This window comes from Kosakonia cowanii JCM 10956 = DSM 18146 (assembly GCF_001975225.1).
Lineage (GTDB): Bacteria > Pseudomonadota > Gammaproteobacteria > Enterobacterales > Enterobacteriaceae > Kosakonia > Kosakonia cowanii.
Window position 1 is genome coordinate 3678311 of sequence record NZ_CP019445.1, and the last position, 13996, is coordinate 3692306.

13 protein-coding genes and 1 pseudogene are annotated in these 13996 nt (G+C 55.4%); 4 read left to right on the forward strand and 10 right to left on the reverse strand.

What is annotated here, in order from left to right; genetic code table 11:
- Positions 1-23: 23 nt before the first annotated feature.
- Positions 24-611: a GTP cyclohydrolase II gene (gene ribA / locus BWI95_RS17395; RefSeq protein ID WP_054803444.1), complete on the forward strand. Its 588-nt coding sequence runs from the start codon at positions 24-26 to the stop codon at positions 609-611.
- Positions 612-643: 32 nt separating this feature from the next.
- On the opposite strand, the pseudogene acnA reads toward ribA, so the two are convergent.
- From acnA to topA, 6 genes and pseudogenes are all read right to left on the reverse strand, one after another.
- Positions 644-3318: pseudogene (gene acnA / locus BWI95_RS17400) on the reverse strand (aconitate hydratase AcnA).
- Positions 3319-3501: 183 nt separating this feature from the next.
- Positions 3502-3600, reverse strand: coding sequence for a small membrane protein YmiC (gene ymiC / locus BWI95_RS23785; RefSeq protein WP_225975715.1), 99 nt, complete (start codon positions 3598-3600; stop codon positions 3502-3504).
- Between the two features lie 137 nt (positions 3601-3737).
- The gene (locus BWI95_RS23560; protein WP_164896941.1) at positions 3738-3908 is read right to left on the reverse strand and encodes a hypothetical protein; all 171 of its coding nucleotides are present in this window, start codon (positions 3906-3908) and stop codon (positions 3738-3740) included.
- A 1-nt stretch (position 3909) separates the two neighbouring features.
- Complete coding sequence (locus BWI95_RS17405; RefSeq protein WP_076769923.1) at positions 3910-4071, reverse strand: YmiA family putative membrane protein; 162 nt, start codon at positions 4069-4071, stop codon at positions 3910-3912.
- 315 nt (positions 4072-4386) lie between these two features.
- Positions 4387-5361 carry an HTH-type transcriptional regulator CysB gene (gene cysB / locus BWI95_RS17410; protein WP_023478728.1) on the reverse strand — a complete coding sequence of 325 codons (975 nt, stop codon included), beginning with the start codon at positions 5359-5361 and terminating at the stop codon, positions 4387-4389.
- Between the two features lie 179 nt (positions 5362-5540).
- On the reverse strand, positions 5541-8138 hold the full coding sequence (gene topA, locus BWI95_RS17415; RefSeq protein WP_076769924.1) for a type I DNA topoisomerase: 2598 nt from the start codon (positions 8136-8138) through the stop codon (positions 5541-5543).
- A 393-nt stretch (positions 8139-8531) separates the two neighbouring features.
- Here topA and BWI95_RS17420 point away from each other — a divergent pair, with 393 nt between their 5' ends.
- On the forward strand, positions 8532-8783 hold the full coding sequence (locus tag BWI95_RS17420; protein ID WP_023478774.1) for a YciN family protein: 252 nt from the start codon (positions 8532-8534) through the stop codon (positions 8781-8783).
- 34 nt (positions 8784-8817) lie between these two features.
- On the opposite strand, the gene sohB is transcribed toward BWI95_RS17420, so the two are convergent.
- Positions 8818-9864: a protease SohB gene (gene sohB, locus BWI95_RS17425; protein ID WP_054803480.1), complete on the reverse strand. Its 1047-nt coding sequence runs from the start codon at positions 9862-9864 to the stop codon at positions 8818-8820.
- A 226-nt stretch (positions 9865-10090) separates the two neighbouring features.
- On the opposite strand from sohB, the gene BWI95_RS17430 reads away from it, so the two are divergent.
- Positions 10091-10846 carry a YciK family oxidoreductase gene (locus BWI95_RS17430; RefSeq protein WP_076769925.1) on the forward strand — a complete coding sequence of 252 codons (756 nt, stop codon included), beginning with the start codon at positions 10091-10093 and terminating at the stop codon, positions 10844-10846.
- The gene (gene cobO, locus BWI95_RS17435; RefSeq protein WP_054803446.1) at positions 10843-11433 is read left to right on the forward strand and encodes a cob(I)yrinic acid a,c-diamide adenosyltransferase; all 591 of its coding nucleotides are present in this window, start codon (positions 10843-10845) and stop codon (positions 11431-11433) included. The genes BWI95_RS17430 and cobO overlap by 4 nt, the downstream gene beginning before the upstream one ends.
- A gap of 31 nt (positions 11434-11464) precedes the next feature.
- On the opposite strand, the gene rluB is transcribed toward cobO, so the two are convergent.
- From rluB to rnm, 3 genes are all read right to left on the reverse strand, one after another.
- On the reverse strand, positions 11465-12361 hold the full coding sequence (gene rluB / locus BWI95_RS17440) for a 23S rRNA pseudouridine(2605) synthase RluB (protein ID WP_054803447.1): 897 nt from the start codon (positions 12359-12361) through the stop codon (positions 11465-11467).
- Positions 12362-12459: 98 nt separating this feature from the next.
- Positions 12460-13080 carry an L-threonylcarbamoyladenylate synthase gene (locus BWI95_RS17445; RefSeq protein ID WP_023478797.1) on the reverse strand — a complete coding sequence of 207 codons (621 nt, stop codon included), beginning with the start codon at positions 13078-13080 and terminating at the stop codon, positions 12460-12462.
- The gene (gene rnm, locus BWI95_RS17450; RefSeq protein WP_054803449.1) at positions 13077-13958 is read right to left on the reverse strand and encodes an RNase RNM; all 882 of its coding nucleotides are present in this window, start codon (positions 13956-13958) and stop codon (positions 13077-13079) included. The genes BWI95_RS17445 and rnm overlap by 4 nt, the downstream gene beginning before the upstream one ends.
- Between the last annotated feature and the right edge of the window lie 38 nt (positions 13959-13996).

A 13996-nucleotide genomic window follows, 5' to 3' on the forward strand; every position in this document is an offset into this window, starting at 1 on the left:
GCCCAAATAATCCGGAGATTCACATGCAACTTAAACGTGTGGCAGAAGCCAAACTGCCAACCCCATGGGGCGACTTCCTGATGGTGGGTTTTGAAGAACTGGCAACCGGACAGGATCATGTGGCCCTGGTGTATGGTGATATTTCCGGGCAGTTGCCCGTTCTCGCACGTGTGCACTCCGAGTGTTTAACCGGCGATGCGTTGTTCAGCCTGCGCTGCGACTGCGGCTTCCAGCTTGAAGCGGCGCTGAATCACATTGCTGAAGAGGGCCGCGGTGTCCTGCTCTATCATCGTCAGGAGGGCCGTAACATCGGCTTGCTGAATAAGATCCGCGCCTATGCGCTGCAGGATCAGGGCTATGACACCGTCGAAGCCAACCACCAGCTTGGCTTTGCCGCCGACGAGCGTGACTTCACCCTCTGCGCTGATATGTTCAAATTGCTGGCGGTGGATGAGGTACGTCTGCTGACCAATAACCCGAAGAAAGTGGAGATCCTGACCGAAGCCGGGATCAATATTGTCGAGCGCGTGCCGCTGATTGTGGGACGCAATCCGAAGAATGAGCACTATCTCGATACGAAAGCGGAAAAGATGGGACATCTGCTGAAGTAGTAAAAAAGGCCTGCATAAGCAGGCCTTTTTGTTTAGTTGAGCATATTACGGATCACATAGTGCAGGATGCCGTCGTTACGGTAGTACGTAAGCTCTGTCGAAGTATCAATACGGCAGCGGCACGGAATCACCTCTTGCGAGCCGTCGGCGCGCGTTAAGGTCACCGGCAGTTCGCCACCCGGTTTGATATTTTGCAGATCGGCAATATCCAGCCGCTCCTCCCCGGTCAGGCCAGCGTCTTACGCGTGACGCCCTGCGGGAACTCCAGCGGCAGGATCCCCATGCCAATCAGGTTCGAGCGGTGAATACGTTCGAAGGATTCGGCAATCACCACGCGAATGCCAAGCAGGCGCGGACCTTTCGCAGCCCAGTCACGGCTTGAGCCGGAGCCATACTCTTTCCCGGCGATCACCGCCAGCGGCGTGCCCTCTTGCTGATAACGCATCGCCGCGTCATAGATGGAGATCACTTCACTGCCCGGCAGGTGGCGCGTCATACCACCCTCAACGCCCGGGACCATCTCATTGCGAATACGGATATTGGCAAAGGTGCCGCGCATCATCACTTCATGGTTACCGCGACGCGACCCGTAGGAGTTGAAATCGCCCCGCTCCACGCCATGGCTTTGCAGATAGCGCCCTGCCGGGCTGTCCGCTTTGATACTGCCCGCCGGTGAGATATGGTCAGTAGTCACAGAGTCGCCCAGCATCGCAAGGATGCGTGCACCGTGAATATCCTCAACCGGTTTCGGCTCTGCCAGCATCTCGTCAAAGAATGGCGACAGACGGATATAGGTGGAGTCATCCTGCCAGCTGTAGGTATCGGAGCGCTCAACCTCGATCGATTTCCACTCGTCGGTGCCTTCAAACACCTCCGCATACTCTTTGCGGAACATATCGGTTGATACCTGCTCGACCGCGCGCGCAATCTCGGCGCTCGATGGCCAGATATCTTTCAGGTAGACCGGATCGCCTTTGCGATCGACCCCGAGCGGATCGGTGGCAAGGTTGATATTCATATTCCCGGCCAGCGCATAGGCGACAACCAGCGGCGGCGAAGCCAGCCAGTTGGTTTTCACCAGCGGGTGAATACGGCCTTCAAAGTTACGGTTACCCGACAGCACCGCGCCAACAGTCAAATCGCCTTCGCGAATCGCCTGCTCGATAGGTTCCGGCAGCGGGCCGGAGTTACCGATACAGGTTGTGCAGCCGTAGCCGACAAGGTTAAAGCCCAGCTCATCGAGGTATGGCGTTAAACGTGCCTGCGCCAGGTAGTCGGAGACCACTTTCGATCCCGGTGCCAGCGAGGCTTTCACCCACGGCTGGCGTTTCAGCCCGAGGGTTACCGCGTTCTTCGCCAGCAGGCCGGCAGCCATCAATACGCTGGGGTTAGAGGTGTTGGTGCAGGAGGTGATCGCAGAGATGACTACCGCGCCGTCCGGCAGCTCATATTGATGGCCTTTGTGAACATAGCTGACCGGTTTGCGATCTTTCTGCGCGGTGTTAAGTTCCAGCTCAGTGCTGGCGGCAAAGGCTTTCGGCACTTCATTAAGAGCTACGCGATCCTGCGGACGCTTCGGCCCGGCGATGCTCGCCTCAACCTCGCCCATATCAAGCGCCAGCGTGCTGGTGAAAACCGGCTCATCGCCCGGATTACGCCACATTCCCTGCGCTTTCGCATAGGCTTCGACCAGTGCGACCTGCTCTTCGCTACGCCCGCTCAACTGCATATAGCCGAGCGTGACGCTGTCAATCGGGAAGAAGCCGCAGGTTGCGCCATATTCTGGTGCCATATTCGCGATGGTTGCACGGTCCGCCAGCGGCAGCGAGTCCAGCCCGTCGCCATAAAATTCGACAAACTTCCCGACCACGCCGTGTTTACGCAGCATCTGCGTCACGGTCAGCACGAGATCCGTCGCGGTAATGCCCTCACTCAACTTGCCGGTGAGTTTAAAACCAACCACATCGGGAATAAGCATTGATACGGGTTGACCGAGCATAGCGGCTTCGGCCTCAATCCCGCCCACGCCCCAGCCCAGCACGCCGAGACCATTGATCATGGTGGTGTGCGAGTCGGTACCTACCAGCGTGTCCGGATAAGCAATCCACTCTTTATCCTGCAACTCGCTCCAGACCGCTTTGCCCAGATACTCCAGGTTGACCTGGTGGCAAATACCGGTGCCCGGTGGCACAACGCTGAAGCGGCTAAAGGCTTGCTGGCCCCAGCGTAAGAAGGCATAACGCTCGTGGTTGCGCTCCATCTCCAGACGTACGTTCTCTTCAAACGCGTCATCATCACCGAAGTGGTCGACTGTGACCGAGTGGTCAATTACCAGATCGACCGGTGAGAGCGGGTTCACTTTGGCGGTATCGCCGCCGAGGCGTTTAACCGCTTCGCGCATGGCGGCGAGGTCAACAACGGCCGGTACGCCGGTAAAATCCTGCATCAAAACCCTGGCCGGACGATAGGCGATCTCCCGGTCGGCATGGGCATTTTTCAGCCAGCCGGCCAGCGCCTGGATATCCTCTTCGGTGACGGATTCACCATCCTGCCAGCGCAGCAGGTTCTCAAGTAACACTTTCAGGGACTTGGGTAAGCGCGAAATATCCCCAAGTTGTTTCGCAGCCAGCGGCAAGCTGTAGTAGTGGTACGTTTTGTTCTCTGCCTGCAACGTGTCCTTACTGGCTTCGCGTAGGGTCGACGACATGTGCTCCTCCTTTATTACAGGGATAGCTTTACCCTGATGCTTATCAGGGTCTGTATTAAAGATAACACAAACATATCGTAACGTTTTGATAACACCCTAAATTGCTACAAAAGGGAAAATCTTACGGGCGGGGGTAAGGCGCGGATAATAAAAAACCCCGCCGACGCGAGGTTTTTCAATTCGTTACTGCAGGGCCAGCCAGACCAGCTCACCCCAGATGAGGGCGGAAACCGAGAACGCTGTCAGCCATGACCAATATTTCATACCAAGGTTATTAATCATAAAAATTTACCTCGTGAATCTATTCATCGAAACTGAGTTTTTACTCAATTCATTTATGCTGTGTATTAATTAAAGAGTACAAAAGAGCACGTCAATGAATAGCGGGTTAATTCCCCACATTGATCTTGCTGGTATATTTATTGTTTTTTAATGTCGTCTTCAGCAAAGGCGTCAATAAACGCTTTCTGCTGCGGCGTCAGCTTCCAGGAGGCCGGAAGAACGGTCACCGCTTTGTTTTTTGCTTTTGGTGGCGTGTCACGAAGCTGACACACTCGCTTAACGGGTTCGCATCGACCTGCTATCGCCATTTTACCCCCAAAATTTCCAGACCAGTAACGCAACCACTGCCCAGAACAAGGCAGAGCCAAGAAATACCGCTAGCCAGGCTTTACGCTTCAGCTCAGGGTCCCTTTGCGGCTCTTCACTTCCTGTTGGCATTGCTAACCTCGTACAATCGACATCGCTTATCATTCTGTGCACCAACAATCGGTATTAGTAATCATGGGATGAGACAAATCCTAAAAGAACTTTAGCGGAAAATCCAGTGAATTTACTCACCATTTCCAAAGAAATATTAAATCTTTTGACAACAAAGAAATAATTGAAGTAATGAATTTGCAGAGTTGCTATTTAGTTTCTATGTTTGTCGCAAAATAGAGACGGTGCGGATTTGAAATGTGACGTCAATCACTCTGCGGAGGGATTTTATCAGAGTTGATGATAATTCTAATTTAGGTTTAGGCGGCATTATGGGTATCTTTTCGGGTGATAAGATACCCGTCGGTATTATTTCTGCGGCAGCTTAATATCTTTAAACATCGCTTCGATATCGTCATTCGAACGCAACGCTACGGCGGCATCGACCACATCGCGCGTTAAATGCGGCGCAAAGCGTTGAATAAAATCATACATATAGCTTCGCAGGAAGGTGCTGCGACGAAAGCCTATCTTGGTTGTGCTGTGGCTGAAGACGCCATCGGCATCGAGTTTCACCAGATCCGGGTCCGAGACGGGATCAACCGCCATGCTGGCAATCACTCCTACCCCTAAACCGAGGCGGACATAGGTTTTAATCACATCGGCGTCTGTCGCGGTAAAGACAATGCGCGGCGTTAACCCGGCGCGATTGAAGGCGGTATCGAGCTCTGAGCGGCCAGTGAAACCAAATGTATAGGTGACCAGCGGATACTGCGCCAGTTCTTCAATCGACACGGACTGCTTCGCCGCCAGCGGATGATCCGGCGTGACCACAATCGAGCGGTTCCAGTGGTAGCAGGGCAGCATCACCAGATCGTCATAGAGATGCAGCGCTTCAGTGGCAATGGCAAAGTCAGCATTGCCTTTGGAGACCGCCTCAGCGATCTGCGTCGGCGATCCCTGATGCATATGCAACGAGACGCGCGGATAGCGCTCAATAAAGCCTTTAATCACATTTGGCAGCGCATAGCGCGCCTGAGTGTGGGTGGTCGCGACGTAGAGTGACCCCTTATCCGGCCAGGTGTGTTCCCCAGCCACCGATTTAATGGCCTCCACTTTGGACAGCACTTCCCGTGCAATGCGGATAATCTCCTGCCCGGCTGGCGTCACCTGCGTAAGATGCTTTCCGCTACGGGCGAAGATTTGAATACCGAGTTCATCCTCAAGCATCCGCACCTGTTTGCTGATGCCAGGCTGCGAGGTATAGAGGCCTTCAGCCGTAGAGGAGACGTTGAGGTTGTGGTTGACCACCTCAACAATATAGCGAAGCTGCTGTAGTTTCATGACAGACCATCCGAATGAGGCAAGCGGTGAGCGCTTAAGACGATTTGATAATAAAAAAGAGAAAAACTATAACCACTATATCATTTATAGCTTCTGTGTATAGCGAGGAACTAAGAATAATAACAGATAATAAAAAGGGCCGGATTATCCGGCCCTTCTCAGTAGGTGCTTGATAGCGATTACTTTTTCGCTTCAGTCCATTTGTTGTCGATATAGAAAGCGGACCAGCCGGTGGCTTTCCCCTCTTTCTCAGAGGCGACATACTGCTGCTTGGTTTTACGGCTAAAACGCACGATGGTTTTATTCCCGTTCGGATCTTCCTGCGGCGCATCGGCGAGATAGCGCAGCTTCTCCGGCAGGCGATCGCGGAAGCGATAGAGCTCTTCCACCAGCGGCGCACGGGTCTCGCGCGATTTCGGGAAGGTGTTAGCCGCGAGGAAGACACCCGCCGCACCGTCACGCAGCACGAAATAGGCATCTGATTTCTCGCACGGCAGCTCAGGCAGCGGCACCGGATCTTCTTTCGGCGGCGCGACTTCACCATTGCGCAGGATCTTACGCGTATTTTTGCAATCGTCGTTGGTACAGGCCATGTATTTGCCGAAACGCCCCATCTTCAGGTGCATTTCAGAACCACACTTTTCACACTCAACGATCGGACCATCATAGCCCTTGATGCGGAACTCGCCCTCTTCAATCTCGTAGCCGTCACAGGTCGGGTTATTACCGCAGACATGCAGCTTGCGCTTCGGATCGATCAGGTAGCTGTCCATCGCCGTGCCGCACTTCTGGCAGCGGCGTTTGGCACGCAGCGCGTTGGTTTCGGCGTCGTCGCCTTCCAGCACGTTGAGCACTTCATTTTCCGGGATCAGGTTGATGGTGGTTTTGCAGCGCTCTTTCGGCGGCAGCGCATAACCGGAACAGCCCAGGAAAACGCCGGTGCTGGCGGTACGAATACCCATCTTGCGCCCGCAGGTCGGGCAGTCGATGCTGGTCAGCACCATCTGGTTCGGGCGCATACCGCCCTCTTCCGGATCCTGTTCAGCCTGCTCCAGCTGACGCGAAAAATCGCCAAAGAAGCTGTCCAGCACGCTGCGCCATTCAGCTTCGTGGTTGGCGACGCGGTCGAGGCTATCTTCCATCTGCGCGGTGAAGTCGTAGTTCATCAGCTCGCGGAAGTTCTCTTCCAGGCGATCGGTGACGATTTCACCCATTTTTTCCGCGTAGAAGCGGCGGTTTTCAACGCGTACATAGCCGCGATCCTGAATGGTCGAGATGATCGACGCATAGGTAGACGGACGGCCGATACCGCGTTTTTCCAGCTCTTTTACCAGTGACGCTTCGCTGAAGCGCGCAGGCGGTTTAGTAAAGTGCTGGGCTGGTGTCAGTTCAATCAGCGTCAGCTCATCACCTTTATTGACCGCTGGCAGGGTGCGATCTTCGTCGCCCTTACGCAGCGCAGGCATCACTTTCGTCCAGCCATCGAAACGCAGGATACGTCCGCGCGCTTTCAGGCGGAAATCGCCCGCGCCAACGGTGAGCGTGGTGGAGTCATATTTCGCCGGTGTCATCTGACAGGCAACGAACTGGCGCCAGATCAGCTGATAAAGCTTCTGCGCGTCCGCTTCCATATCTTTTAACGATTCAGCCAGCACACTTACATCAGAAGGACGAATCGCTTCATGCGCTTCCTGCGAGTTCTCTTTGCTGGCGTACTGGTTGGCGTTTTCTGGCAGATATTTCTTACCAAAATTATCGCCGATATAGCTGCGCACCATGCTGACCGCGTCCTGGCTCAGGTTGGTGGAGTCGGTACGCATATAGGTGATGTAACCCGCTTCATACAAGCGCTGGGCCATCATCATGGTTTTCTTCACGCCGTAGCCAAGACGCGTGCTGGCGGCCTGCTGTAGCGTAGAGGTGATAAACGGCGCGCCAGGCTTGCTGCTGGTCGGCTTATCTTCGCGATCGATAACGGTATAGCGCGCTTTTTCCAGCAGGCTGACCGCCGCCATTGTCTGCTCACGGTTAACCGGACGGAAGGTTTTATCGCCTTCGTGGGTCACCTGCAGCGGCAGAGTATCACCGCCTGGCGTTGTCGTAGCCGCGTCAACTTCCCAGAACTCTTCCGGGACAAACGCTTTGATCTCGCGTTCGCGCTCTACCACCAGGCGAACGGCGACGGACTGCACACGACCGGCGGACAAACCACGCGCGATCTTTTTCCACAGCAGCGGCGAGACCATATAACCCACCACGCGGTCCATAAAGCGGCGCGCCTGTTGGGCATTCACACGGTCGATATTCAGCTCGCCAGGCGTTTCAAAGGCCTGACGAATCGCATTCTTGGTAATTTCGTTAAACACGACACGGCTGTAGCGTGTCTCATCGCCACCAATCACTTCCCGCAGGTGCCATGCGATGGCTTCCCCTTCGCGGTCAAGGTCGGTTGCGAGATAGATGTGGTCAGCTTTTTCAGCGAGGGATTTCAGCTCGGAAACCACCTTCTCTTTACCGGGCAGCACTTCATAATGCGCGTCCCAGTTGTGCCACGGGTCAATGCCCATGCGGTTTACAAGCGCGCCCCGCTCATCCTTTTTAGGCTTTTTAGCCGGCTTGGTGGCGGTGGAGTCGGCGCTCTTTTTAGGTGCTGAGCCACTGGTCGGCAAATCACGGATATGCCCTACGCTGGATTTCACCACGTAGTCATTGCCGAGATATTTATTGATCGTTTTGGCTTTTGCCGGGGACTCAACGATAACGAGAGCTTTACCCATATTCACCTTTACCTATTGTATTCTTCCGGAAATGCGTCGCATGTTGCGTCACATCCACTGATAAACAGTCACTATTGCGGCGGCGCCAATGGATATCAACCCTTTGACGTTGCCGGTCACGCGAATAGAGGTATTCAGGTGACTGAGATTTCAGGCTTTTTCATATCAGCGTGGTATAGCAAGACGATAATCCGGTCGAATGTCAAGCAATTCTGTTGCCAGATTGACGAAAGGGTCACACTGTACCTGATAAAATTTGTTAAGCAACTTTATTAGCATGCAAAAACGCATCGCGCCAGGTTAACGAGACCGTAAGCCCCTCACAAGACAAGGGAAAATTTGCCCCTCATCGCGGCTAGCAGTAAACTCTGACAAAAATTGAGGAGAATAAAAATGAGCGAGACATCTCAGCCTATCGATCGTCAGTCCCTGCTTGAGCTGGCAAATCAACTGATTCGCGATCATGACGACACGCTGGCGGGCATTGAAGCCACTGGTGTGACGCAGCGCAACGGCGTGCTGGTGTTCAGCGGCGAGTACTACCTGGATGAGCAAGGGTTGCCAACGGGGAAAAGTACGGCGGTATTCAATATGTTCAAATATTTAGCCCATGAACTTTCTGAAAAGTACCACCTGATCGATTAAAGAAGAACGCGAGGCCTGAGCCTCGCGTTTTTGTTTACATCATCGGTTTTTGCCCGCGCTGCCACCAGCGCATTAGCAGATGATCAACGCTTTCTGTTGCGCTACCGGTAAAGCGCTCCAGCAACTTTTTACGCTGTTGGTAACGCACGCCTATCGCTTCATGCTCCTGAATCAGGCCCAGTAACAGCTCATCGCTGGTGCCGACCTCATCCACCAGCCCCTTCTCCAGTGCCTGGCTACCGTACCAGTGCTCGCCGGTCGCCACCTGCTCGATATCAAGCTGCGGCCGCATCTGGCTGACAAAGTCTTTGAAGAGATCGTGCGTTTCATTAAGGTTCTCACGAAACTTCTGCCGTCCCTCTTCGGTATTCTCACCCAGCAGCGTCAACGTGCGCTTATACTGCCCGGCGGTATGCAGCTCGATATCAATATCTTTGCTTTTCAGGAAGCGGTTGAAGTTGGGAACCTGCGCCACCACGCCAATCGAGCCAATGATGGAGAACGGCGCGGCGACAATTTTATCCGCCACGCAGGCCATCATATACCCGCCGCTGGCGGCGACTTTATCCACGGCAACGGTGAGCGGGATCTGCTTATCACGCAGGCGTTGCAGCTGGGAGGCTGCCAGACCGTAACCGTGCACCACGCCGCCCGGGCTTTCAAGGCGCAGCAGCACCTGATCGTTCGGCGTTGCGACGCTCAGCACGGCGGTTACCTCTTCACGCAGGCCGTGCACTTCGCCGGCATCCATACTGCCTTTAAAGTCGAGCACATAAACGCGCGGTTTGACCGGATCTTTTGACACGCCCGCCTTCGCCTGTGCTTTTGCCGCCTTCGCATCTGCCTTCAGCTTTTTCTTCTGCGCTTTATGCCACTGCTTCTGCTGGTGAGCATCCATCAGGCCGACGGACATCTCCTCCTGCATCTCTTTATAGTGCTCGTTAAAGCGGGTGATCTTCAGCTCGCCGCGCTGACGTTTGCGCTGGCGCAAATTGATGATAAGCGTCATAACGATCGCTACCGCAACCACCACGGTGGCGACTTTGGCTAAAAACAGACCATATTCAGAGAGTAATTCCATGCATACCACCTCGGTGACTTCACTCAATAATCGGCTCAGTGTACATGAGCGCTGCGGGCGCGTCTCGCGCCAGGCGTGCGCCCGTGTCGCCATGTTGCTGAATTTTTTAGCACTCCTTAAGGTAAAGGGTGTGTAACTCTCTCCTTCACCGATTGAAATAGCCGGATGTTTAAGGCATAAAGCCAACACGTGAAGGTGATTACAGGCTGCGGCCTGAGGAGACAGAGTGCACTATCAGCCCAAACGCGACCTGCTAAACGGTCGCATCATTCTTGTCACCGGTGCCAGCGACGGTATTGGAAAAGAGGCGGCATTAACCTACGCCCGCCACGGCGCCAGCCTGATTCTGCTGGGTCGTAATGAAGAGAAACTGCGCCACGTTGCGCAGCAGGTGAAAGACGAAGGCCAGGCCGCACAGTGGTTTATCCTCGATATGGCAACCTGCACCCCCGAAGCGTGCCAACAGCTCGCCAGTGAAATCGCCACTACCACATCCCATCTGGATGGCGTGCTGCATAACGCCGGCCTGCTCGGCGATATCTGCCCGATGAGCGAACAGGATCCGGCTGTCTGGAACGAAGTGATGCAGGTCAACGTAAACGCGACGTTCTACCTTACCCAGGCGCTGCTTCCTTTATTACTTAAATCAGACTGCGGCTCGCTGGTCTTTACCTCCTCCAGCGTCGGTCGCCAGGGACGTGCCAACTGGGGCGCGTATGCAACCTCAAAATTTGCCACCGAAGGGATGATGCAGGTGCTGGCGGAAGAGTACCAGAACCGGCTGCGCGTTAACTGCATCAACCCCGGTGGAACGCGCACCAGCATGCGCGCCAGCGCCTTCCCGACGGAAGATCCGCAGAAGCTTAAAACCCCTGCCTACATTATGCCGCTCTACTTGTGGCTGATGGGCGATGACAGTCGCCGCAAAACCGGCATGACGTTCGATGCGCAGCCAGGCCGCAAACCGGGGATCGCCCAATGAGCGATGAACGTTATCAGCAGCGTCAGCAGAAGGTAAAAGAGCGTGTCGACGCACGGGTTGCCGCCGCCCAGGATGAGCGTGGAATTGTTATTGTCTTCACCGGCAACGGCAAAGGCAAAACCACGGCGGCCTTCGGCACCGCCACGCGCGCCGTCGGGCATGGCAAAAAGGTGGGCGTGATTCAGTTTATTAAGGGCACCTGGCCAAACGGTGAGCGTAACCTGCTCGAACCGCTGGGCGTCGAATTTCAGGTGATGGCCACCGGCTTTACCTGGGACACACAAAACCGCGAAAGCGATACCGCCGCCTGTCTTGAAGCATGGCAGCACGCCGAGCGAATGCTGGCCGACCCGGCGCTGGATATGGTGCTGCTGGATGAGTTGACCTACATGGTGGCGTATGACTATTTGCCGCTGGAAAAGGTGTTAACCGCCCTGCAAAACCGCCCGCCGATGCAGACGGTGATCATTACCGGACGCGGCTGCCATCGCGATATTCTCGAGGCGGCGGATACGGTAAGCGAGCTAAGACCGGTGAAGCATGCGTTTGAGGCGGGAATAAAAGCGCAGATCGGCATCGATTATTAGCGATAAAAAAGGGGCTTGCGCCCCTTTTTCATTAATCGTTTTTAGTGCGTCCGCCACCCGGGCGGCGATTACCACCGGCAGGCTTACCGCCAGTCGGCTGAGCGTGGCGCTTCACGGCACGGCGGATCTGATTCGCTTTCATGCGACGGCGATCTTTCTCCACCGCGACTTTTGATTGCGTCTCAGCGTCCAGCCCGACCAGCTCGCGCAGGTAGTTGGTCTGCGCCAGATCCAGCTCGGTCCAGCCGCCGCGCGGCAGCCCTTTCGGCAACGGAATATCGCCGTAGCGTACGCGGATAAGACGGCTTACCTGCACACCGACCGCTTCCCACAGGCGACGCACTTCGCGGTTGCGCCCTTCGGTCAGCGTAACGTTGTACCACTGGTTAATACCTTCACCACCGCTGAATTTGATGGTCTTGAACGCTGCCGGACCATCCTCCAGCTGCACACCGCGCGACAAATCGCGCAGCTTCGCGTCATCCACTTCGCCAAACACGCGCACGGCGTATTCGCGCTCGACTTCGCGGCTCGGGTGCATCAGGCGGTTCGCCAGCTCACCGTCGGTGGTGAAAAGCAGCAGACCGCAGGTGTTGACGTCCAGACGACCGACGGCAATCCAGCGCGCACCGCGCAGTTTCGGCAGACGGTCAAACACCGTCGGGCGCCCTTCCGGATCGTTACGGGTGCAGAGCTCGCCTTCCGGTTTGTAATAAGCCAGTACGCGGCAGATCTGTTCGACGGACTCTTTCACCGAAATGAGATGACCATCGATACGGATTTTCAGCCCCGGCGTGACCTCGACGCGGTCGCCCAGCGTGGCGATTTTGCCATCAACGCTGACGCGGCCTGCCTGGATAATAGTTTCGATTTCACGGCGGGAGCCGTGGCCGGCCCGCGCCAGCACTTTCTGTAGTTTCTCGCTCATAGAGCATCCTTTATGTCGCCTTCACAGGCGTCGAATAGGGTCATCAGCCCGGCTTAAGCCGCGTCTGAAATGGCCGCGTAGTATAGCGACTTGCGCCGCTATAAGAAAGGCCTAACGTCACCGACGCCTTCACGGATCACCACCGGCGCAGCGTCAGTCAGATCGACCACCGTCGTCGGCTGCTGGCCGAGATAGCCGCCATGAATCACCAGATCCACCAGCTTCTCCAGACGATCTTTAATTTCATCGGGATCCGACTCGGTAAACTCGCTACCCGGCAGCATCAATGACGTCGAGAGCATCGGCTCATTGAGCGTCTCCAGCAGCGCCAGCGCAATCGGGTTCGACGGCACGCGCAGACCGATGGTTTTACGCTTCTCCTGCAACAGGCGGCGCGGTACCTCTTTCGTCCCTTTCAGGATGAAGGTGTAGTTACCCGGCGTGTTGTTTTTGATCAGGCGAAACGCCACGTTATCGACGAACGCGTAGGTGGAGAGTTCGGAGAGATCGCGGCACATCAGCGTAAAGTTGTGGCCGTCCGGCAGGTGACGGATGCGGCAAATACGCTCCATCGCCCCTTTATCTTCAAGTTTGCAGCCCAGCGCATAGCCGGAATCGGTGGGATAGACGATAACGCCGCCTTTGCGCACGATATCGACGGCCTGGTTGATTAAACGCGGCTGCGGATTATCTGGATGAATATAAAAAAACTGACTCATACAACCCTCTCTGTGTTGTTCTGCGGCTGCTCCCACGCCGCCCAGACGCCATCGACGCCCGCCGGAAGCCAAAGTTTGCGTCCCAGTTCGATCCAGGGACAGGGCTGATGGAAATCAGACCCCTGCGACCCTAACAGACCAAACTGACGGGCATACTCCGCCAGCTGGGTTCGCTCATTGGGAGCCTGCTGGCATTGGGCGACTTCCATCGCCTCACCGCCGCATTGAGCAAAATGCGCCAGCAGCCTTTTAAGCCATTTGGCAGAAAGATTATAACGCCCCGGATGGGCCATTACCGCCGTTCCACCAGAATGATGAATCACATCAATGGCTTGTTCTATTGTACACCACTGAGGCGGAACGTAACCCGTTTTGCCACGGGCGAGATACTTTTTGAAAACATCGGCCATATTGCCCGCTTTGCCCTGCTCAACCAGGAAGCGGGCGAAATGGCCGCGCGTCACATTCGCCCCCTGCGCCAGGCGCATCGCCCCTTCCAGCGCGCCGGGAATATGCGCTTTCTCCAGCCGCTCAGCGATAAGCTTTGCGCGCTCGGTGCGGCGCTGTGATTGCTGCTCAAGAAAATCACGCATTGCCGGGTGGTCAATATCAATATTCAGCCCAACAATATGGATCTCGTGGTTTTCCCAAAGCGTTGAGATCTCCACCCCGCTGATTAAATTGAGATCCAGCCCGGCGCGGGCTATCTCAGCGCGGGCGGCAGGAATGGCGTCGGTAGTGTCGTGATCGGTGATCGCTAGCGTACCGATGCGCATTTCAACCGCGCGGTGCACCAGCGCCTCGGGGGAAAGCAGGCCATCAGAGGCGAGCGTGTGGCTGTGAAGATCGTAAATAATGGCGTAATTCGTGTCGCTCAAAGCGGCTCCGCTAATTCATCAAACTGCAATTTGTGACC

Bases quoted from the DNA above. Each gene is read 5' to 3' on its own strand.
- cysB (WP_023478728.1), bottom strand. From the start codon at position 5,361: ATGAAACTACAGCAGCTTCGCTATATTGTTGAGGTGGTCAACCACAAC.
- BWI95_RS17405 (WP_076769923.1), bottom strand. From the start codon at position 4,071: ATGATAAGCGATGTCGATTGTACGAGGTTAGCAATGCCAACAGGAAGT.
- sohB (WP_054803480.1), bottom strand. From the start codon at position 9,864: ATGGAATTACTCTCTGAATATGGTCTGTTTTTAGCCAAAGTCGCCACC.
- ymiC (WP_225975715.1), bottom strand. From the start codon at position 3,600: ATGATTAATAACCTTGGTATGAAATATTGGTCATGGCTGACAGCGTTC.
- BWI95_RS17420 (WP_023478774.1), top strand. From the start codon at position 8,532: ATGAGCGAGACATCTCAGCCTATCGATCGTCAGTCCCTGCTTGAGCTG.
- BWI95_RS23560 (WP_164896941.1), bottom strand. From the start codon at position 3,908: ATGGCGATAGCAGGTCGATGCGAACCCGTTAAGCGAGTGTGTCAGCTT.
- rluB (WP_054803447.1), bottom strand. From the start codon at position 12,361: ATGAGCGAGAAACTACAGAAAGTGCTGGCGCGGGCCGGCCACGGCTCC.
- cobO (WP_054803446.1), top strand. From the start codon at position 10,843: ATGAGCGATGAACGTTATCAGCAGCGTCAGCAGAAGGTAAAAGAGCGT.
- topA (WP_076769924.1), bottom strand. From the start codon at position 8,138: ATGGGTAAAGCTCTCGTTATCGTTGAGTCCCCGGCAAAAGCCAAAACG.
- BWI95_RS17445 (WP_023478797.1), bottom strand. From the start codon at position 13,080: ATGAGTCAGTTTTTTTATATTCATCCAGATAATCCGCAGCCGCGTTTA.
- ribA (WP_054803444.1), top strand. From the start codon at position 24: ATGCAACTTAAACGTGTGGCAGAAGCCAAACTGCCAACCCCATGGGGC.